This is a genomic window from Acinetobacter chinensis (assembly GCF_002165375.2).
GTDB classification, from domain to species: Bacteria; Pseudomonadota; Gammaproteobacteria; order Pseudomonadales; family Moraxellaceae; genus Acinetobacter; species Acinetobacter chinensis.
On record NZ_CP032134.1, the window covers coordinates 428,853 to 447,772 of the forward strand.

The following is an 18,920-nucleotide window of genomic DNA, read 5'->3' on the forward strand; positions in this document are numbered from 1 at the left end:
CTGTCAGAAAAATTCCCGCTCATCACCGCCATCTGCCTGAGGAGCATCCTGTGTGGGCATTTTATATTCTTCATTTGCCCATGCACCCAGGTCAATCATTTTACAGCGCTCAGAACAGAAAGGTCTGAATTCATTGTTTTCCCATTGGGACAGTTCGCCACAACGTGGACAAGGGAATGTGTGCGACATGCTGAAATCCTTAAATTGAACAGCAAATCCATTCAGGAATTGCTAAACTTGTGCCGATTTTAACAAGTTTGATCTGATTATGCCGATTCGTCAATTTCAAGCCCAGCGTATGCAGGCTCCACGTAATTTTCAGCCTGTAGAAAATGCGCCAGTCTGTGTGGAAATTGGAGCAGGTAAGGGGAAACATGCCTTGCTTTTTTCGGGTCAGCATCCTGAACTGAAACTGATAGCCGTGGAACGAACCCGCGAAAAATTTGTGGCAATGCAGAAACAGCATGGGCTTGAAGGGCAGCAGAATCTGACACCTGTACATGCAGATGCATTGCCATGGGTGGTGCATGCTTTATATCCGACTCAGGTGCAGCAGCTGTTTATTCTGTATCCAAATCCGGAGCCGCATAATCCGGCACAGCGCTGGTTAAATATGCCTTTTTTTGAATTTTTATTATCCCGTTTACAGGCAAATGGCACGGTGACACTGGCCAGTAATATTCCTGAATATATTGAGGAGGCAGAGCAGCAGTTGAAAGCAGTCTGGAAACTGCCTTATGAAAAACAGATCATTGCGAGTGACTCAGCACGGACGCATTTTGAGATTAAATATCTGGAGCGTGGTGAGTTGTGCCAGCAGCTGGTCATCTGCAAACCTGAAAGTTACAGCACCCGTTTTGACAGTTTTCAGCCTTTAAACGGGCAGAATGCAGAGCCAGCAGATGACCAGTAAAAAGGTCGCCATTATTGGGGCAGGTCCAGCAGGGTTAATGGCTGCTGAAGTACTGAGTCAGTCTGGTGAAGCTGTTGAGATTCATATTTTTGAACAGAAGCCTTCAGCTGCCCGTAAATTTTTAATGGCTGGAAAGACAGGACTGAATATCTCTCATGCTGAAAATATTGAGCAGTTTATTCAGCGCTATGACTGTCCTGAATGGCTGGCGCCGTGGGTCAGACGCTGGGATGCCGACTGGATACAGCAGTGGATGGCAGGACTGGGTATAGCCTCCTATACGGGTACATCTGGTCGTATTTTCCCCAATGAAATGAAGGCAGCGCCGTTACTGCGGGTATGGTTACAACGCCTGAATACAGCAGGTGTGCAGTTTCATTACCGTCATGCAGTCCGGGATTTAAAACAGCAGACTCTGACCATAGAAAATCTCAAAGATGGCGTGCAGACCTCACAGCTTTTTGATGCCATTATTCTGGCGTGTGGTGCCGTGTCCTGGTCACGCCTGGGCAGTGATGGTGCATGGCAGAAATGGCTGTCTGCAGATGAAACTGAAGATTTTCAGGCAAGCAATGCTGGGGTGTTACATGACTGGTCTGACTATATGCAGAGTGTCTTTGGTCAGCCTTTGAAGCGGGTGGATGTCTGGACTGATCCACGGCTGAAAACTCAGGGTGATGTGATTATCAGTCACTATGGCATGGAAAGCGGACTGATTTACAAACAGGGACGGGCACTGCGTAACATGCAGAAAAATGGACTCGACCTGCAGCTGTTTATGGATCTGTTGCCTGATCAGAGTGTGGCACAGTTACAGAAAAAACTTCAGCCCTCAAAGAAACAGTCATTGAGTAATGTATGGCGCAAAGCAGGACTGGACACGGTAAAAGCCAGTCTGGTACGCGAACTGGTGGATAAAAGTCTGTGGCATCAGCCTGAAGTTATGGCAAAACAGATTAAAAATCTGCAGCTTCCTTTACAGGGTTTCCGTCCCATTGAAGAAGCCATCAGCTGTGCAGGTGGAGTCCGCTCTGAAGCGCTGACAGAGCACCTGCAGTTAAAGTCCAGTCCATTTGTATTCTGCTGTGGTGAAATGCTGAACTGGGACGCACCGACAGGTGGATATCTGCTGACAGCCTGTTTTGCAACTGGACGGGCAGCAGGGCATGGTGTACAGCAGGCTTTGTTTATGAATCATCAGAATAAAGATTAAGTTTTTATTAAGTGTGAAGTGCTGTGCTAAATTGATTGCTACATAAATCACGGGAAGCGAAAGATGTCTGAAGAAAAAGTGTATGCAGGAAGCTGTCTGTGCGGTGGCTTGCGCTATGAAATTCATGGCGAAATTGGTGAAATGGTTCAGTGTCACTGTAAGCGTTGCCGTAAAGCAAATGGCACGGCTTATGCAACTAATGCCCCGATTAACAAAGCCGATTTTAAAATTGTGCAGGGTGAGCATTTACTGAAAAAATTTGAATCGACACCGACAACGACCCGCTGTTTCTGTGCAGAATGTGCTTCACCAATTATCAGTATCAAAGCTGAAACACCGGGCACCTACAGACTTCGTCTGGGAACACTGGATACACCTCTTGAGCAGAAACCTGTGATGCATATTTTCACGGCATATAAAGCAGAGTGGGAAAGCATCTGTGATGACTTGCCTCAGTATGAAGAGCGTCCTTAAGTCTGGCTGTTCGATATTCACAGAATTAAAAAAAGGATGCTGATGCATCCTTTTTTGATGGAGTTTTGAGGGTTTATGAAGGATTCTGGGCAGTTTCAGGATATTTTGCACGCCAGGCTTCAAGTTGTTCCTGTGCCTGAATAAAGTCCCCCAGTCCTTTCACTTTTTCTTCGTCTTTTACTGTGGTGGTTTCAGCGTCATTTTTGTGCTGTTCCACAATGCGGGACTGATTTTCCCAGTAGTTTGCCATTAAGCCCTGAATATATCGTCCCTGTTCAGTTTTCAGCTCAAGCTCCTTGAGCATGCTCAGTGCGGAACGGACATTATCACGCTTGCGTTCATATGCAAATTCAGGTGTCAGCGTACCGGCATCCTTCATTTTCATGATCTCATCTTCCATTTCATCACTCATCTGGGTGAAACGGTCATCATAGTCGCTGAGCTGGGCAATATCATGCTGATCATCAGTGGTCTGTGGAAACTCTTTCACAGGGCCGGAAGCCAGTTCCTGCATGACTTTATCTTCAGGTCGAATATCCTCTGTGGGTTCTGAATTTTTTTTACCGCAGGCACTCAGTGCGATCATGCTCGCCATGATGACAGCAAGAGATAAATGCTTGATGGTCATATATATTCCAGTCCTTATTTTTAATCAATCTTTGTAAAATTATAAGCATAAGTCACGTAAGGAAACGAAATTTCGTCCTGAGGTCTTTTACCGCAGTGCTGAAACACAATGTCTTCAAACTGAGCTTTCAGCTGACTTTGTTGTTCCTGTGGCATGGCAGCAATAAAACTTGTGGACAACAGACGTTTTGAAACCACCTGTTCCACCGTTCCTGTCTGGTGGTGTTCAAACTGATGAAGCGGCTCAGCATGGAACAGAGTCTGATCTGAAAATACATTTTGCCATAGTCCACTGTGAAATCTTGGAGTGTCCTGCTCCATTGGTGCAATCAGTTCGGCAAGTGCCTGAACCCAGTCAACACGGGTATCCCGTTGATTCCAGATCAGCCCCAGCTGACCTTTGGATTTCAGTATGCGGTGAATTTCAGTCAGTGTGTCCATACTGGCAAACCAGTGAAATGACTGAGCGCACACAACAGCATCAATCGTTCCGGATGCTAAGGGCAAATCATTGCTGAAAGCCTGTAAAGTGTTAACATCAGGGAAAGCCTGTTTCAGCTGTGTCAGCATTTCTGCAACAGGTTCCACCGCTGTGATCTGTGTTGTGATCTGTTGCAGAGAGCTTAAGAACTTGCCAGTACCGGCACCCAGGTCTACAACTGATGAATTTTTATTCAGATGAAGCTGGTCTTTCAGCCAGCTGACAATGTCCTGAGGATAGCCTGGACGCGCCTGTTGATAGAGTTCTGCAGCAGAACTGAAGCCTTTTTGAGCAGCAGGGTGGAGTGATTGTGTCATATTTTGCGCTTTTTTATCTCCGGGGCATCTATAAAATAGCACATTCAGTTCTGATAAATAGACCGTGGTCTATTTGTTCAATCGAAAAGGAAAATTAAAGGGCCGCTTATAGTCGGTGTGGGTATGGAAAAACACATTATTTTTGAAGACGAACATATCAGAGCAATCTATTTACAGGGAAACTCTGACACCTTAGTCCTGTCCTTTGGTGACCTGATTACACGTGCTAAAGGGCTTTCGATTAACGCAGAAAAGTCTTTGATGAAATATGATTATGCTGTGGTGGGTATTATGCCTAAGCAGAAATCATGGTTTCCTGCATCCAGTATATCGGCACTGATGGAACATTTGAGCCCGATTCTGAGCCAGTTTAAAAATATCGTCGGATATGGTGGCTCCATGGGTGGATATGCTGCAATTAAGTATGCACGTGTCCTGAAAATGAACCGTGTGGTTGCGATGGTGCCACAGTATTCCATTAATCCTGCTGAAGTGGATGATAAACGCTATACCGATTTCTATGATGAAACGCTTAATGCAGACATGCGGATTCAGGCTCAGGACATTGTGAGTGATTGTGAATACATCATTGTTTATGATCCTTATTTTGAAAATGATAAAGAGCATTATTTAAAAATCAAACCGCTGATTCCTCAGTTACACACACTGCATCTGCCTTATACAGGGCATGATGTCATTGCTGTGCTGGCAAACTCTGCGTTGCTGCATGACTTTATTGAACATCCTTACGATCAGACCTATTTTTATAAGCAGATCCGTGAGGTGAAGAAAAACAGCAAGTTTTATTACCGCAGTGTGATTGCCCATTTACTGGGGACACATAACGAAGCCCTCGGGAAAATTCTAAAAGGGACTGATATTCAGCTGGATAGTAACTTTTTTGATGCAAGTCTGAAACAGACCATCACCCGTATTCTGCTGACCAATAAACGGGTGGATGAACAGGATTTACAGAAACTGGGCATTCAGGTCAATTTTGCTTTTGAAGACAGAATGCAGCTCAAAGATAGCTTTGGCAATATTCTGGTTTTCAATGTCATTACTCAGAAACTGGAAAGTTATGATCAGCAGGTCATTGATGTCAATGGAAAATATATTATTCCATTGCATGTGGAAAACAGTGGTCTGGCACAGGTGGAAATTAAAAAGCAGAATTATCTGATCTGTATGAATGACCGCCGTGTGACCAAGTTATTTAAACAGGATGAAGCACTGTCTCTGGATATGAATCCGATTGTGATTAAAAAGACGCCTGACTTTTATGTGCTGAGTTATAAAAACTTTTATATGAGTTGTGATATTCAAGGTCAAGTCAGCTTTGATGATGAAAGTCTGAATGAGTTCTGTCATTTTAAGATAGCTTAGATTGATTGATCACGATTCATTTTCCTGGATTTAAAATGTTTAAATCAATATTGCACAGTTAAGTACATTTCTTTAACTGTGCTTTAGGAAAGAGGGCTTTGTATTCATTAAAATCCTGTTGCATCTCTGAATCTTTAAGTGAGTAGACAGCACTTGAAGCGGGATAGATTTTAGTGACAGCGTCTAAAGACCCTTCAAGATCTTTTTTATATTCATAACGTAATGTTTTTTCAGTCGCTTTGTATAAAGTTTGGGTGTTGAAATAGTAGTTACAGATTTTCTGTTCAAACGATAAAAAGAAATGTGCTTCAATACGACAACCTTGTTCTATTTTGATGAGTTTGAAGGTATTACCTTCATGTGTCTGGTATTCTTCGAGATTGCTTAAGGATTGTAGTATTTTTTCAGCAGCACTGACAGTTGTTGAAATTGTGCAAAAGCAGAAGATTAGAATTGTTAATTGTCTGAATATTTTTAATGTCATTATGGATATTGAGTCGCAATTTATTTTGCTTACTATAAATTGAATTGAACTAAGATCAAATAAAAAAGAGGGCACATGCACGAGCCCTCATGAATTGGAAAGTTCCTTACATTTTTATTTATTGTTGTTATCTCTCATCATTTTCCTGATTCAAATCTACGGTTAGCACGTTTGAATGTACCGAAGTCATTAAAACGCACGCCATTTTCTTTCATCACAGGGTAGCAATCCTGTGCAATCGCTTGACGAATATAGAACGGATCACGTACCACAAAGTGATGGATCGCATGTGTACCTGCAAAGTTAAAACAGAATGCCTGTAAAGGTTTCATGCGCCAGTCTGTCCACACCTGGCATTGCTGAACGATATTGCCATCTTCAACATCACCGTAATAATGCATATTTGAACTGGTGAAATGTAGACTCAGCGTTCTGAGGAAATTCGGTGCAGCGATACTGACAGCATAAAATTTTGTGCTTTTATCTGCCTGTTTCCACAGCTTATTTGTTGGCTGTTGCATACCGACTGCTTTCATCAAAAGCTTTGCGACAGACATCAGGATAAAACCATGCCATAAAGCATAGTGAATATGTCCCAAAGGTGTATAATCCGCTGAAACTTTAGCTCTTAATTTTACTTTTTCTTTTAGCGTTAAATTCTTCTGTGCATTGATAAAACGTTGGGTAGTTTTCATCATGGTGATCGGGCGTAGATAAACCGCCAACATATTGTCACCCGTCATGAGCAGGCGTTTTAAACCCCATTTGTCACCATTGTTAATACCACGTTCTTCAAGATCGCTTTTCGTGCCTGATGACTTGTGATGATGCAAATGAATATCACGACGAACCCATGGGCTGATGGTGCTTGGACGGAACATATAGACCGCACCCATCATCAAATTATGCATATTTTTATTTTTACGGAAATACATCTGGTGGATCAAATCATGCTCAAGTTCATGCAGGATCGACATCCAGAATGCAGAGAGCGGAACTGCCACATACCACGGCATTTTCCCTCTGGAGTACTGTGTTATATTGAAAATAATTCCAGTGACTGCGGTTGCTAAAATACCGAGACCAATTTGATCCTGGTGTTGAACTAACCACGGATGACGCTCACGTAATTGATTACCCACGTCAATAATCCCTTTACGGATTCTTTGATTGCGTAATTCATCTTCTGGATCTGCAAAAAGTTTAATTTTGCTTTGTTTTGACATTTTTACATCGGAAAGGGGTAAATTCATTTCCGTTTTCCTCTATATTTTTTTGTATGACTACAAGGAAGAAATAAAACCAACATTTGTTGGATTTTTAAAGAGAATAGCTGAATGATCAAAATACCGTCAACATCTGTATTAAAAAAAGTGACGAAAAAGGTGAACAAGCCTAAGCAGGAACGTTCACAAAAACGTATGGAAACGATGTTGGAAACCACTGAGAAGTTGCTGTTATCTATTGGAATTGAAAAAGTTTCTATTCCTGAGATTGCCAATGCTTCAGGTGTGCCTCGAACCAGTATTTATCAATTTTTTCCGACGAAATACGATATTTTTCGTCATATTGCACTGGCACATTTGAATGGTTTGGTTAAACAACTAGGGCAAGCTGCTGTACGTATTTTGATTGAAAACCCGAATGCCAGTATTGATGAGTATGGTCGATTACTCACGGAAAGTATGATCCGAACCACGGCAAAGTTTTTTAATGAATCTGAAATTGCCAGTTTATTGATTCTCAGTGGACCTTTTACGCGACAAGCCTATCTGGAATATCAGATTGAATTGAAAAAGGTCAGTGAGGGTGTTCGTAAAGCTTTAGAAATGATCAAAGTGGATAATTATGTGCCACAACAACCCGATACATTAACCATTCTCATGGAGCTGATTTTCACCTGTATGAAACATGGCTATTACAATGAAAGTTATATTTCTGAAGCGATTATTCAGGAAGCCTATCGGATGGCAATTGCCTATTTAACCGCATTAAAAAATAAATCATTTAACTTTATTCCTACAACAGTTCAGTAGCTTTTGATAAATAACTGATATATTTAAAAACTATCGTTTTGTATGCTTAGCCGAACAAGGAATGTAAATGAAAGCTGTATTTTTAGATTATGAATCTTTAGATAAAAATGATCTGGATTTTAGTGGGCTAAAATCAGCTTTTGATGATCTTGAACTTTATCCTGCGACAAGCTCAGATCAGGTGTTGGCACAGGTGCAAAATGCTGATGTGATTATCACCAATAAAGTCGTTGTCGATGCATCGATAATTGAACAATGTCAAAATCTTAAGTTGATCTTGATCTCTGCGACGGGAACGAATAGTGTCGATCTGGTCGCTGCTAAATCTAAGGGTGTTGTGGTCTGTAATTGTCAAGGATATGGCACGTCTGCAGTTGCACAACATACACTGACCTTGATGCTGACTTTAGCGACTTCACTTTTGAAATATGATCGTGCAGTGAAAGCAGGGCAGTGGAACACATCTCCAATTTTCTGTTTGCTTGATTTTCCTATTGTCGAACTGTCAGGGAAAACTTTGGGCATCATTGGCTATGGTGAATTGGGCAAAGCGGTTGCCAAGTTAGCAGAAGCTTTTGGTATGAATGTCTTGGTAGGTACTTTGCCGAATCGTCCGCAAAGTGCAGATCGCATCCCATTTAAGCAATTATTGCCTCAGGTGGATTTTCTCAGTTTACATTGTCCATTGACTGATGAAACCCGCGATCTAATAGATCAGCAAGCTTTTGATTTGATGAAGCGATCAGCATTTCTGATCAATTGTGCAAGAGGTGGTATCGTCAATGAACAGGCACTGGCGCAGGCATTACTGAATGGCGAAATTGCAGGTGCAGCAACTGATGTCCTGACTGTAGAACCACCTGTTGATGGAAATATATTGCTGAATGCGGATATTCCCAATCTGCTGATTACACCGCACAGTGCCTGGGGCAGTGTTGATGCAAGACAGCGGATCGTTCAGCAGATGGTGCAGAATACTCAGGCTTTTAAACAGGGTCAGTCCCTGCGTCAGGTGAACTGATTATTCTGTTCAGCTGAAACAGTCAGCATCCTTTGGTCAGTTCAGAGTTAAAGTTTTTCAGCAGCTCGGTAAATTCCTGTTGAATGGATCTGGAGTGTGTATTGAAAGTGGTTTCAGAATACAGTTCCTGTTTAAAAGGGTCTTTACCTTCCGGATTGGTCAGTCCACCATTCGGATACTGATAGGTACTTTCCATGACATGCAGAAGTTTCCCATCATGGAAAAAGAAAGTACGATGCATATAGTAGGTTTCACCCACCACGCTGATCGTGATTTTGCAGCTGTCATTCAGTCTGAACAGCGTGGCTTCATTCCCCTCAGTTGAAAGATACTGTTCACTGGACAGTTTTTCCACCATTTGCAGATACTGTCCTTCTTTTCCATGAATGTAATGATGTTCCTGCTTTTTTTCAGCAATGACAGGGGTATCAGTTAAGGTGAGAGGTGGAGTTTTTGCCTGGGCGCTCTGTCCTTGAGATGACACAATCAATTGGGCAGTAAAAAATCCCACAATTAAGCCGACCAGCAGCCCAAATATTATTTTCATTATTTTTTTAGTTGAATGAAGAAGAATTCAGCGAGTTTAATTGATTTTGTGTGCAAATGAAAAGCCTGTCAGAGACAGGCTTTGTAAGCTTTGACTTACCTGACGCAGTGCTTAAAGACGTGTTACTTTAATTTCTTCTTCAGGCTCAGCAGGTACAGGTGTCTGAGTTGCAGTAGGTCGAGCTGGAGCATGCTGAACAGATGGTGATGATTGCTGGATTTGGGCAGGGCTTTCGTCACTCAGCGAACCCTGAATAATCGGAGCTGACTGCTGAGGTTTTCCACCCATCACTTCACGGGTTTCCTGAATTTTTGCATTGACCTGCTGTGTTGCATGCTGAGCAGACTGATCGACCTGTTGTACTGTAGATGAAGCCAGTTCTTTCGAATTGTTCCATGCCTGATCCACAGAAGGTTTAACTTTGGCGACACCCTTTTCGGTCAGTGCACCTGCATTTTTTGCAGCTCCAATGACTCCTTCCTGAGCTTTATAAGCCCATACGTGAAAGATATTTGGATTATCACCATAAGCAGCAATCGGTTTCTGAGTCCCTTGATTTTGCCCAGATGTATCTTCAGGTTGCGCCCAAAGCGTGGGAGCAGTCACCAGAAGACTGATGCCCAGTACAGTTTTTATCAGTTTCATGGTCAGAATTTCTCAGTCTTATCAATCTCTATATGCATTATAAGAAATGAGGCAGAAATTGCATGGGAGAGAATGTAATCTTCATCAGGATTTGTACAGAATTTTTGTTGAGCATTAAAAAAGCCCACAGAAGTGGGCTTTTAAAACATGGGGTGCTTTTATTGAGCTGTAGAAGCTTCTACATTTGTTCCCAAAGAGGCTTTAGCAACTGGAGTGCTGACTTCTGCCTGAGCACCACCCTGAATACCCGTGCTTCCTGATGCAGGTGTCAGAGCATCTTTGGTTTTCTGCCATTTTTCTTTGCTGAAGCTTTTGACTTTATCTGTTTTACCTCCAACATAAGATTTGGTGTCTCTGGTTTTTTCAACAGTAAAGTCTTTTGCATCTTCAGCTTTATCTTTCACAGCATCTGTTGTTTCTGCAGTAAATGTTTTTGTACCATCCCAGACTTTTTTGCTTGTGGAACGTGTTTTATCTACACCCACGGCTACACCCTGATCGACTTTTTCAGCGGTATGCTGAATGCCTTCACCTGCTTTATGCGCTGTGTTGCTTACACCACTGGTAATACTGTGCAATACACCTTGTTCACCTGTTTTGACTTCAGCATTTGCACTTGCATTTACTGCAGTGTTGGCAAATAAAGGAGACGTCGCTAAAAGAGCGGTAGTGATTAAAACTGTTTTGATTGTTTTCATATCATTTTGATCCTGTCTGAACAGCACAGGAATTTTTTCCGGTTAAATTAAGACTTTTTCATCATAAAGAAAAAATGGGATAAAACTGATTTTGTCATGAAAGTCACACACGGAAATAACAGCAGTTTTACAAATATTAAGAAATTGTGAAGATGGATTACAAAGGAATATTTATAAGATTTTGTTTTTATATGGTTTAATTTTTAGCCTGTATTTTCAGGATACAAAAGCTGTTCTTTCAGCAGAGCATTGTTTCTGGCATGGTGCTTTATTTTCAGAAATAAAAAAGCAACTCATGTGGTTGCTTTTTTAAGTGGTATTGCTGAATCAGTCACACTGAGCAATCGCTTCTTTCGCAAAATTTTTACGCAGTAACAGGAAGTTCTGCTGTACGGTTGCATCGTTCAGATCAAAACTGGTTGCTTTACTTGTACCGTCTTTTGCAAATACAGCTGAACCACCAGAAATCAGTGAATTGCCTTTAAAAGACCACTGTTCTACAGCTTTACCGCCTTTCATGTTGCCAGAAAATTCAATGACGCATTTATCGCTGAATTTGGTCAGTTTTGCTTTGTTGTTGGTTGTATCTGGATACACATCAAGATTCTGAACTTCCTGAAGGACACCTGCGGTTAACTGTGGAATTTTTGGTGTCGTTGCACATGCGGTTAATGCTGAACCAATCAGTCCAGCCATAATAAGTCTGTTTAATTTCATGGCGATCATTCTTGTTGAGTGTTGTTGCATTGAGTATATGAAATTGCGATAAAAATGCCTATAGTTTTTCCAAAGCTGAGGGAAATTTTGCTGAATTGTTCCTGTTGTTTATAAGGAAGAAATCCTGTTTCAGCAGATTGCTGTGATGTATAGGGTAGGGGTATGGAATTTTTATGATTACAGCGAGTTTTGAGGGATTCACTGGATATAATGCAAATAAAAACCCCACTTATTAAAGTAGGGTTTTATTTTTATTTCAAATATTCAGCTTAGTGCTGCAACACCGAAATATCAGCAACACTTGTAAACAGATCACGCAACTGCGCAAGAATACGCAAACGGTTTGCTTTCAACTCAGCATCTTCAGCCATGACCATCACACTATCAAAGAATGCATCAATCGGCGCACGTAAAGCAGCAAGTTTAGACAGCGCTTCTGTATAATCTTTAGCAGCCAAAAGCGGTTGAACCACAGGAAGCAATTTTTGAATTTCTGCATAAAGTGCCTTTTCAGCATCTTCAACTAACTTGGATTCAACGATTTCACCTGTAGGCGCAGCTTCTTTCGCTAAGATATTCGCAACACGCTTATTTGCAGCAGCAAGTGCAGCAGCTTCAGGCAAGTCACGGAAATGATTTACCGCATTCACACGCTTATCAAAATCTAAAGGAGATTTTGGAGAAAGCGCTTGAACCGCTTGAATCACATCAACCGCAACACCTTGGTCTTCATACTTGGCACGATAGCGACCTTCAAGGAATGCAACTGCATCCGCCAGAGTCTTGTCATGATCTTTGATCACATCGCCATACGCAGTTAGAGCAAGCTTGATCAATTCTTCAATCGAAACATCAAGATTGTTTTCAGTCACCAGACGCAAGATACCAATCGCAGAACGACGTAAAGCAAACGGATCTTTAGAACCTGTCGGTGCTTGACCGATCCCGAAAATACCTGTGAGGGTATCTAAACGATCCGCAAGAGCAATCGTAGTACCTGTCTTAGTCTGTGGTAAAACATCACCTGCAAACTTAGGTAAATATTGTTCACCTAAAGCTTCCGCAACTTCATCATTTTCGCCTTCAATACGTGCGTAGTAAGTACCCGCAATCCCTTGAAGTTCTGGGAATTCACCCACCAGTTCAGAAGTTAAATCGCATTTAGCAAGTAAAGCTGCTTTTTCAGCATCAGCAGGGTTTGCACCTGTGATTGCAGATAAAGCCACAGCCAGTTTTGCAATACGTTCAGATTTATTCCACAACGTACCCAATTGAGCTTGAAACACCATATTGGCTAATTTTTCTTTACGAGATGCAAGCGGTTGCTTTTGATCCTGTAAGAAGAAGAACTCAGCATCAGATAAACGAGGACGTACAACTTTCTCATTCCCTTCAATGATTTGGGTCGGATCTTTAGACTCAATATTTGAAACGGTAATGAAATAAGGCTGAAGTTTATTGTCCGCATTCACCAAACAGAAATACTTTTGGTTGTCTTGCATTGTTGTGATTAACGCTTCTTGCGGAACAGCAAGGAAACGCTCTTCAAAACTTGCACGAAGTGCAACAGGCCATTCAACCAATGCAGTCACTTCGTCACGTAAGTCACTTGGTACGATCGCAATTGCATTCACTTCATCCGCAAGTGCTTTGACTTGTTGGTCAATGATGGCTTGGCGTTCTTCAAAAGAAGCCACAACATGCGCTGCTTTTAATTTCGGTAAATAGTCTTCTGCATTTGCCAAAGTAATCGCTTCAGGCGCATGGAAACGATGTCCATAAGTCACATTGCCTGCTTTGTGATCCTGAATCGTTGCATCAACAACATCATTATCTTTTAACAATACAACCCATTTTACAGGGCGAACGAATTCAGTACGGCTTGCCGCTGAACGCATACGTTTTGCAATTGGAAGATTGTCCAACGCTGTTTGTAAAATTTGTGGCAATAAAACGTCAAGGCTTTGACCTTGAACATCTTTTAAATAACAAACTTTTTCAACTTTACCTGCTTGGAAAGTGGTGACTTGATCAACCGTGATGCCTTGACCACGCATAAAGCCTTCAAGTGCTTTGGTTGGTTTGCCTTCAGCATCAAACGCCGCTTGTTTTGCAGGACCATCGAAACGTTTTTGTGTATCTGCTTGAGCGCCGTCCACATTGACAATTTTCAATGCCAAACGACGTGGTGCAGCATAGGCTTCGATAGAATCGAACGCCAAGCCTGCTTCGTTTAAACCTTTTACAGTTTCAGCTTGTAATGCATCACGTAAAGTTTTTAAGCTTTTAGGTGGAAGTTCTTCACAGCCTAATTCGAACAATACTGTATGTTTAGACATTATTTGCTCTCCTTAGATTCAACTTGCTCAGCTTTTGCGTCGCTTTCGACTTGTGCTTTTAACTGTGCCAATACTTCATCACGTAAATGTGGTTCAGCCATTGGGAAACCAAGTTTTGCACGTGCAGCCACATAACTTTGTGCAATAGAACGTGCCAAAGTACGAACACGTAAAATATAGCGTTGACGTTCAGTTACAGAAATTGCACCACGAGCATCGAGCAAGTTAAAGCTGTGTGATGCTTTGATGACTTGTTCGTATGCAGGAAGTGGAAGTTCAGCTTCCATTAAGCGAGTTGCTTCAGCTTCGTAGAAATCGAACAGCTCAAACATTTTTTCGACGTTGGCATATTCAAAGTTATAAGTTGATTGTTCAACTTCATTTTGATGGAATACGTCACCGTAAGTCACTGTACCGAACTGACCTTTGGTCCAAACGAGGTCATAAACTGAATCTACACCTTGCAGGTACATTGCCAAACGTTCAAGACCGTAAGTGATTTCACCTGTGACAGGGTAGCATTCAACACCACCGACTTGCTGGAAGTAAGTGAACTGAGTCACTTCCATACCGTTAAGCCAAACTTCCCAACCTAAGCCCCAAGCCCCAAGTGTTGGAGATTCCCAGTTGTCTTCTACGAAACGGATGTCGTGAGTCAGTGTATCAATACCAATCGCTTCTAAAGAGTCCAGGTACAATTGTTGAATGTTGTCAGGGTTTGGCTTAAGTACGACCTGGAACTGGTAATAGTGCTGTAAACGGTTCGGGTTTTCACCATAACGGCCGTCTTTAGGACGACGTGAGGGTTGAACATATGCTGCGTTCCATGTTTCAGGACCCAGTGCACGTAAGAATGTTGCAGTGTGGAATGTCCCTGCACCCATTTCCATATCGTAAGGTTGTAACACTACACAACCTTGTTCAGCCCAATAGTTTTGTAAGGCAAGAATTAAGCCCTGGAATGTATCAATATGCGATATGGCGCGACTCATGCAGCATCCACTATAAGTATTAGAAAAATTGGTTCTAAGTATAAGGATTTTGGGGGAGAGTGGCAAAGGGTATAGGGAAGTAACAGCCGAATTTTATTCACCGCATAATAAAGCTGGCGAACATATTGGGTGGATTAGATTTATGCGTTTGGAGCCTGTGAGGACTTCCGTTGAAAATAGTGCAGCAAGCCCCAGTAACAAAAACCGGTAAAACAGCAAAACTGTAAAAAAACTAGTCTGTAAACAGTCGGGACAATGGTTCTGGCAGGCTGTGTGTAAAAATCAGATAACCCATGAAGGTAATCAGAAAGCAGGTCAGCAATGAACCAGGGATAATCGTGACGATATTCAACTGATTTTTTCCTGCCAGCAGCATGGAGCAGGTATAGCTGATCGGGACAGTAAAAACACAGTAAATGCAATAAATCAGTGCATTCGCTGCCAGAATAAACGGAATGGACTGAAATCTGAATTCATTATTCAGATACATAAAAGACAAAGTCAGAAGAATGAGCAGAGCGCAGGGAGCCAGCAACAGCGATTTGATGATGGTTTCTTTGCTATAGTCAGGCATGGAAAAATTATAAAAAGGGTCAGTATGAAAAGAGTATGCTTGAAAATAATCATGATCACCAGTCTGTTTTTCAGTCAGATGGTGCTGGCGCAGACTGATAAGGATGATGATGTTTACAGCCAGTGTGTAGACAGCATGATTGATAAAATGAAGTTACAGGGAATCAATAACGGTGTGGTGAGCGCATGCAGTAATCACAGTCGCAGCATTTATGAAAAGCAGATCGTCAGTCTGCTGGATCGGATTAAAAAGCAAAGTCAGGAATATCAGCAACCTGAGCGTTACACAGATATTTTAAAATCGCAACGCTTATGGAAAAGTTATATTGATCAGGAATGCAGAAATGCAGGGGCTTATGTGGGTTCTCCCATGTACGAGTTCTGCCCGATGGTCGAATATAAGAACAGAGTGGATCAACTGCAGGAATATTTAGGTGAATAGTCCTGATATATCAGTCATTTTAAAATGAAGATGGATATTAAATATATCTTATGGGAACAACACCGTATAATTGCGGCTCAAATGTGTAAAACAAAGGAATACCGTGTTTCATACTCAGCTTGAATGGTTAAATACCTTAAAACCCAATTTTAAAGTTTTACCGCTGAAAGAACGATTGCTGTGTGGAATCGGGGCATTACTGGGACTGGCAATATCATCATTCATCAGCTGGTATGTGCTGGGTGGTTTCAATGCATGGTATATCGCTCCAATGGGTGCATCATCCGTATTGTTGTTTGCTGTACCTGCCAGTCCTTTGGCTCAGCCCTGGAACATGGTGGTAGGCAATGTCATTGCTGGAGTGATTGGCGTGACCTGTGCCATGTACATTCCAGGTCAGACAGAAGCATTCAGTATAGCGGTTGCTCTGTCCATTTTTCTGATGATGACTACAGATTCACTGCATCCACCCAGTGGTGCGGTGGCAATAACAGCCGTACTGGGTGGAGAGCCTGTGCATCAGCTGGGTTATGCCTTTATTTTCTATCCCGTTCTGTTAAATTCAGTTTTACTGCTGGTTGTCGCGATTATTTTTAATCGTATGCTCGGCAAACAGTATCCCCAGGTGGCTCAGGTCAATACCCGCTCCAAAGATCCGACACCAACGCAGAAAGTCAGTATTCAGCCTAAAGACATTCAGGAGGTCCTGGATCAGCAGACAGAGCTGCTCGATATCAGTGAATATGATTTACAGAAAATCATTTTACAGGCGCAGGAAAAAGCCAGTGCCAGAGCGGTCAGTCAGTTCTGCTGTCAGGATATTATGAGCCGTGATGTGATCAGTTTGCATGCTGAAGATGATATTCACCTGGCGCTGAACAAGTTTAAAGATATGAATCTGATGAGTCTGCCTGTGATCAATGCTGAAGGGGGACTGGTGGGAACACTGGCATTGTACGAGGTTGTGGAGTGGTTTAAGCGTGCAGCCGATCCTAAGGCAGGATGGGAACATAAAGTCAGGCATATCATGAGTAAAAAGGTCGTTACGGTTCAGCCAATGCAGCCCGTACATGATCTGATTCCATATTTTGTGGAACGTTCATTTAATTATATACCGGTGGTGGAACAGCAGCGTCTGGTGGGGATTATCAGTCGTGCAGATATGATTGCTGTACTTGACCGTCAGCTGAGTACATTACTGAAACAGTAGTCAAAAAGAAGCTGTGCACCCGGGGGAGGGAGGCACAGCTGTAAAAAGGATCAATAAAAGTAAGTGTAGATCAGTATCTGTCTGAGCCTGATTCATTCTGAACAGTACGAATAGGTCGTGCATAGCCATTATTTTGCGCATCTGATCCATTCTGTTTCGGGATAACCAACCATAAAATGAGATAAACCAGAATACCTGGAAAAGCTGCGCTCATAATGGAAATCAGAACAAAAATAATGCGCAGTAAATTTGCATTCCAGCCAAAACGTTCAGCAATACCTCCCATCACACCGGCAACCATATTTTGTCGATAAGAGCGATATAAACCAATATTGGCCATGCAGGCCTCCTCTTGAGAAATCAGTCATCGGCAGTCAACTGCCATACTTTTTATATGGAGATACTTTTCTTCTTTTTAAAGGGAGGGTGATGCGAAAAACGTGTTGTTATGTAACAGCCCATTTTCTGAGCTGGAGACTCAAATTAAAATAATCAGGCAGAAAATGATAAAAATAAGCAGGGTTCAGTATCATATGTAACGAGTAACATATATTGAAAAGCCTGAAATTGAGTATTTATCAGTTTTTTAACGGTTTAAATTTTTTATTTGTCTTTTGAGGTGCCTGATGTGCATTGTGTGAAGTATATCCATTCAGGGTGTCTGATCCTGGCTTGCTGGGGATTGATCGCGTGCAGTCCATCACAGCACCAGGAAACTGCGACTGGTGACAATGCAGGGCAGGATAATACAGAATCCGCCCTGAGGCAGGATGCTGAAAATGCACATAAGCTGACAGATGTGGCGGGTAAGGCATTGGTTCCTATGGATGAGGGCAGGGTATCAGGGCGAGATATAAAAGCTTATGAGCAACCTTTGGCAGGTCGCTATATGGGCAGGATGTCCTGCCATGATGATTTTGCAAGATGTGATAAAGGCAGTGCTGAATACATTTTAAATCTGTTGCCTGATGGAACAGCGCACAGAACAATTATTCATTATGGGAAAATTGTAGCTGATGCTCAGAATGAAACAATAAATAACTCTGCAATCAATTACAGAAAAGACAGCTGGTTTGTCAATGAAACAGAACAGGAAGTGGTTGTACATCTTGTGGAAGGGGCAAATTTCTATTTTAAAATAGATCCGTCAGGCAACCTGATCATGAATCTGGATAAAATCAATAACCCTGAAAATATTATGAACCGTGAACTGTTTGCCAGGGGCTATCCTCAGCCTTCGGAATATTATGTACTGATCAAGGATAAAAAATAATTCACCTGCACATTTTAAAACGCAAATGTGACAGATGGATGGAGAAGAATCATCTGGTGGGTTGTGTGGGGTTCGAACCCACGACCAATAGATTAAGAGTCTACTGCTCTACCAACTGAGCTAACAACCCTGAGTGAGGATAAACAAAACAACGTTTTGTCCGAACGCAAGAGAAAATCCATGATTTTCTATCGTTGTATGCAAAGGTTGTATTCTGTTTCAGGTGAAAAAATCAGTGATTTTTCAAAGTGCATTAAACACAATACTCTGCAACATCGATGTAGCAAAATTTCGAGAATGGCGAAGCATCTGAAAGGAGATGTTTGGTCGTGGTCGGAACTTGCAGGTTTCATTTCTATTGTCGTACTGAAGCAGTACAGAAAGAAGCCCTAAGAAAGAATGGTGGGTCGTCCGCGATTCGAACGCGGGACCAACGGATTAAAAGTCCGCTGCTCTACCAGCTGAGCTAACGACCCTGAGTGAGGATGTGTGAAACAACGTTTCACCCGAACGCAAGAGAAAATCTGTGATT

General features: G+C 42.1%; 22 protein-coding genes and 2 tRNA genes. 9 read left to right on the forward strand and 15 right to left on the reverse strand.

What is annotated here, in order from left to right:
* Window positions 1-3: 3 nt before the first annotated feature.
* On the reverse strand, window positions 4-189 hold the full coding sequence (locus CDG60_RS02800; RefSeq protein WP_087512677.1) for a DNA gyrase inhibitor YacG: 186 nt from the start codon (window positions 187-189) through the stop codon (window positions 4-6).
* A gap of 73 nt (window positions 190-262) precedes the next feature.
* Here CDG60_RS02800 and CDG60_RS02805 point away from each other — a divergent pair, with 73 nt between their 5' ends.
* The 3 genes from CDG60_RS02805 (at window position 263) to CDG60_RS02815 (ending at window position 2,600) form a co-directional block, all read left to right on the forward strand.
* Window positions 263-913 carry a class I SAM-dependent methyltransferase gene (locus tag CDG60_RS02805; protein WP_171405481.1) on the forward strand — a complete coding sequence of 217 codons (651 nt, stop codon included), beginning with the start codon at window positions 263-265 and terminating at the stop codon, window positions 911-913.
* The gene (locus CDG60_RS02810) at window positions 903-2,126 is read left to right on the forward strand and encodes a TIGR03862 family flavoprotein (RefSeq protein WP_087512729.1); all 1,224 of its coding nucleotides are present in this window, start codon (window positions 903-905) and stop codon (window positions 2,124-2,126) included. Before CDG60_RS02805 ends, CDG60_RS02810 begins: the two co-directional genes overlap by 11 nt.
* 63 nt (window positions 2,127-2,189) lie before the next feature.
* Window positions 2,190-2,600 (forward strand): GFA family protein, encoded by a 411-nt coding sequence (locus CDG60_RS02815; protein ID WP_087512679.1) that lies wholly within the window; start codon window positions 2,190-2,192, stop codon window positions 2,598-2,600.
* Window positions 2,601-2,673: 73 nt separating this feature from the next.
* Here the strand turns inward: CDG60_RS02815 and CDG60_RS02820 are convergent, their stop codons facing one another.
* Window positions 2,674-3,228: a hypothetical protein gene (locus CDG60_RS02820; RefSeq protein WP_087512680.1), complete on the reverse strand. Its 555-nt coding sequence runs from the start codon at window positions 3,226-3,228 to the stop codon at window positions 2,674-2,676.
* Between the two features lie 20 nt (window positions 3,229-3,248).
* Window positions 3,249-4,025 carry a class I SAM-dependent methyltransferase gene (locus tag CDG60_RS02825; RefSeq protein ID WP_087512681.1) on the reverse strand — a complete coding sequence of 259 codons (777 nt, stop codon included), beginning with the start codon at window positions 4,023-4,025 and terminating at the stop codon, window positions 3,249-3,251.
* Window positions 4,026-4,148: 123 nt separating this feature from the next.
* Here CDG60_RS02825 and CDG60_RS02830 point away from each other — a divergent pair, with 123 nt between their 5' ends.
* Window positions 4,149-5,411, forward strand: a complete 1,263-nt coding sequence (locus CDG60_RS02830) for a hypothetical protein (protein WP_087512682.1) — start codon at window positions 4,149-4,151, stop codon at window positions 5,409-5,411.
* Between the two features lie 58 nt (window positions 5,412-5,469).
* Here CDG60_RS02830 and CDG60_RS02835 read toward each other — a convergent pair whose 3' ends face one another.
* Window positions 5,470-5,895: a hypothetical protein gene (locus CDG60_RS02835; protein ID WP_087512683.1), complete on the reverse strand. Its 426-nt coding sequence runs from the start codon at window positions 5,893-5,895 to the stop codon at window positions 5,470-5,472.
* A gap of 137 nt (window positions 5,896-6,032) precedes the next feature.
* Window positions 6,033-7,148 (reverse strand): fatty acid desaturase, encoded by a 1,116-nt coding sequence (locus CDG60_RS02840; protein ID WP_087512684.1) that lies wholly within the window; start codon window positions 7,146-7,148, stop codon window positions 6,033-6,035.
* 84 nt (window positions 7,149-7,232) lie between these two features.
* On the opposite strand from CDG60_RS02840, the gene CDG60_RS02845 reads away from it, so the two are divergent.
* Both CDG60_RS02845 and CDG60_RS02850 read left to right on the forward strand, forming a co-directional pair.
* Window positions 7,233-7,931, forward strand: a complete 699-nt coding sequence (locus CDG60_RS02845) for a TetR/AcrR family transcriptional regulator (RefSeq protein WP_087512685.1) — start codon at window positions 7,233-7,235, stop codon at window positions 7,929-7,931.
* Between the two features lie 67 nt (window positions 7,932-7,998).
* Window positions 7,999-8,952, forward strand: coding sequence for a 2-hydroxyacid dehydrogenase (locus CDG60_RS02850; RefSeq protein WP_087512686.1), 954 nt, complete (start codon window positions 7,999-8,001; stop codon window positions 8,950-8,952).
* A 22-nt stretch (window positions 8,953-8,974) separates the two neighbouring features.
* On the opposite strand, the gene CDG60_RS02855 is transcribed toward CDG60_RS02850, so the two are convergent.
* From CDG60_RS02855 to CDG60_RS02885, 7 genes are all read right to left on the reverse strand, one after another.
* Window positions 8,975-9,499 (reverse strand): hypothetical protein, encoded by a 525-nt coding sequence (locus tag CDG60_RS02855; protein WP_087512687.1) that lies wholly within the window; start codon window positions 9,497-9,499, stop codon window positions 8,975-8,977.
* Window positions 9,500-9,610: 111 nt separating this feature from the next.
* Window positions 9,611-10,144, reverse strand: a complete 534-nt coding sequence (locus CDG60_RS02860; protein ID WP_193853165.1) for a hypothetical protein — start codon at window positions 10,142-10,144, stop codon at window positions 9,611-9,613.
* 158 nt (window positions 10,145-10,302) lie between these two features.
* Window positions 10,303-10,842, reverse strand: coding sequence for a hypothetical protein (locus tag CDG60_RS02865; RefSeq protein WP_087512688.1), 540 nt, complete (start codon window positions 10,840-10,842; stop codon window positions 10,303-10,305).
* A gap of 327 nt (window positions 10,843-11,169) precedes the next feature.
* Window positions 11,170-11,559: a hypothetical protein gene (locus CDG60_RS02870; protein ID WP_087512689.1), complete on the reverse strand. Its 390-nt coding sequence runs from the start codon at window positions 11,557-11,559 to the stop codon at window positions 11,170-11,172.
* 269 nt (window positions 11,560-11,828) lie between these two features.
* Window positions 11,829-13,898, reverse strand: coding sequence for a glycine--tRNA ligase subunit beta (gene glyS, locus CDG60_RS02875; RefSeq protein ID WP_087512690.1), 2,070 nt, complete (start codon window positions 13,896-13,898; stop codon window positions 11,829-11,831).
* Window positions 13,898-14,890: a glycine--tRNA ligase subunit alpha gene (glyQ, locus tag CDG60_RS02880; protein ID WP_087512691.1), complete on the reverse strand. Its 993-nt coding sequence runs from the start codon at window positions 14,888-14,890 to the stop codon at window positions 13,898-13,900. The genes glyS and glyQ overlap by 1 nt, the downstream gene beginning before the upstream one ends.
* A gap of 232 nt (window positions 14,891-15,122) precedes the next feature.
* A complete protein-coding gene (locus tag CDG60_RS02885) occupies window positions 15,123-15,464 on the reverse strand; it encodes a hypothetical protein (RefSeq protein ID WP_087512692.1) in 342 nt (113 codons plus the stop codon).
* A gap of 24 nt (window positions 15,465-15,488) precedes the next feature.
* On the opposite strand from CDG60_RS02885, the gene CDG60_RS02890 reads away from it, so the two are divergent.
* Both CDG60_RS02890 and CDG60_RS02895 read left to right on the forward strand, forming a co-directional pair.
* Window positions 15,489-15,905 (forward strand): lysozyme inhibitor LprI family protein, encoded by a 417-nt coding sequence (locus CDG60_RS02890; protein ID WP_087512693.1) that lies wholly within the window; start codon window positions 15,489-15,491, stop codon window positions 15,903-15,905.
* Between the two features lie 103 nt (window positions 15,906-16,008).
* On the forward strand, window positions 16,009-17,115 hold the full coding sequence (locus CDG60_RS02895; protein WP_087512694.1) for an HPP family protein: 1,107 nt from the start codon (window positions 16,009-16,011) through the stop codon (window positions 17,113-17,115).
* Between the two features lie 70 nt (window positions 17,116-17,185).
* Here the strand turns inward: CDG60_RS02895 and CDG60_RS02900 are convergent, their stop codons facing one another.
* Window positions 17,186-17,455 (reverse strand): PspC domain-containing protein, encoded by a 270-nt coding sequence (locus CDG60_RS02900; protein WP_087512695.1) that lies wholly within the window; start codon window positions 17,453-17,455, stop codon window positions 17,186-17,188.
* A 297-nt stretch (window positions 17,456-17,752) separates the two neighbouring features.
* On the opposite strand from CDG60_RS02900, the gene CDG60_RS02905 reads away from it, so the two are divergent.
* A complete protein-coding gene (locus CDG60_RS02905; protein WP_160116957.1) occupies window positions 17,753-18,388 on the forward strand; it encodes a hypothetical protein in 636 nt (211 codons plus the stop codon).
* 54 nt (window positions 18,389-18,442) lie between these two features.
* On the opposite strand, the gene CDG60_RS02910 is transcribed toward CDG60_RS02905, so the two are convergent.
* Together CDG60_RS02910 and CDG60_RS02915 are read right to left on the reverse strand one after the other, a co-directional pair.
* A tRNA-Lys gene (locus tag CDG60_RS02910) sits at window positions 18,443-18,518 on the reverse strand.
* 270 nt (window positions 18,519-18,788) lie between these two features.
* Window positions 18,789-18,864 (reverse strand) — tRNA-Lys (locus CDG60_RS02915).
* Between the last annotated feature and the right edge of the window lie 56 nt (window positions 18,865-18,920).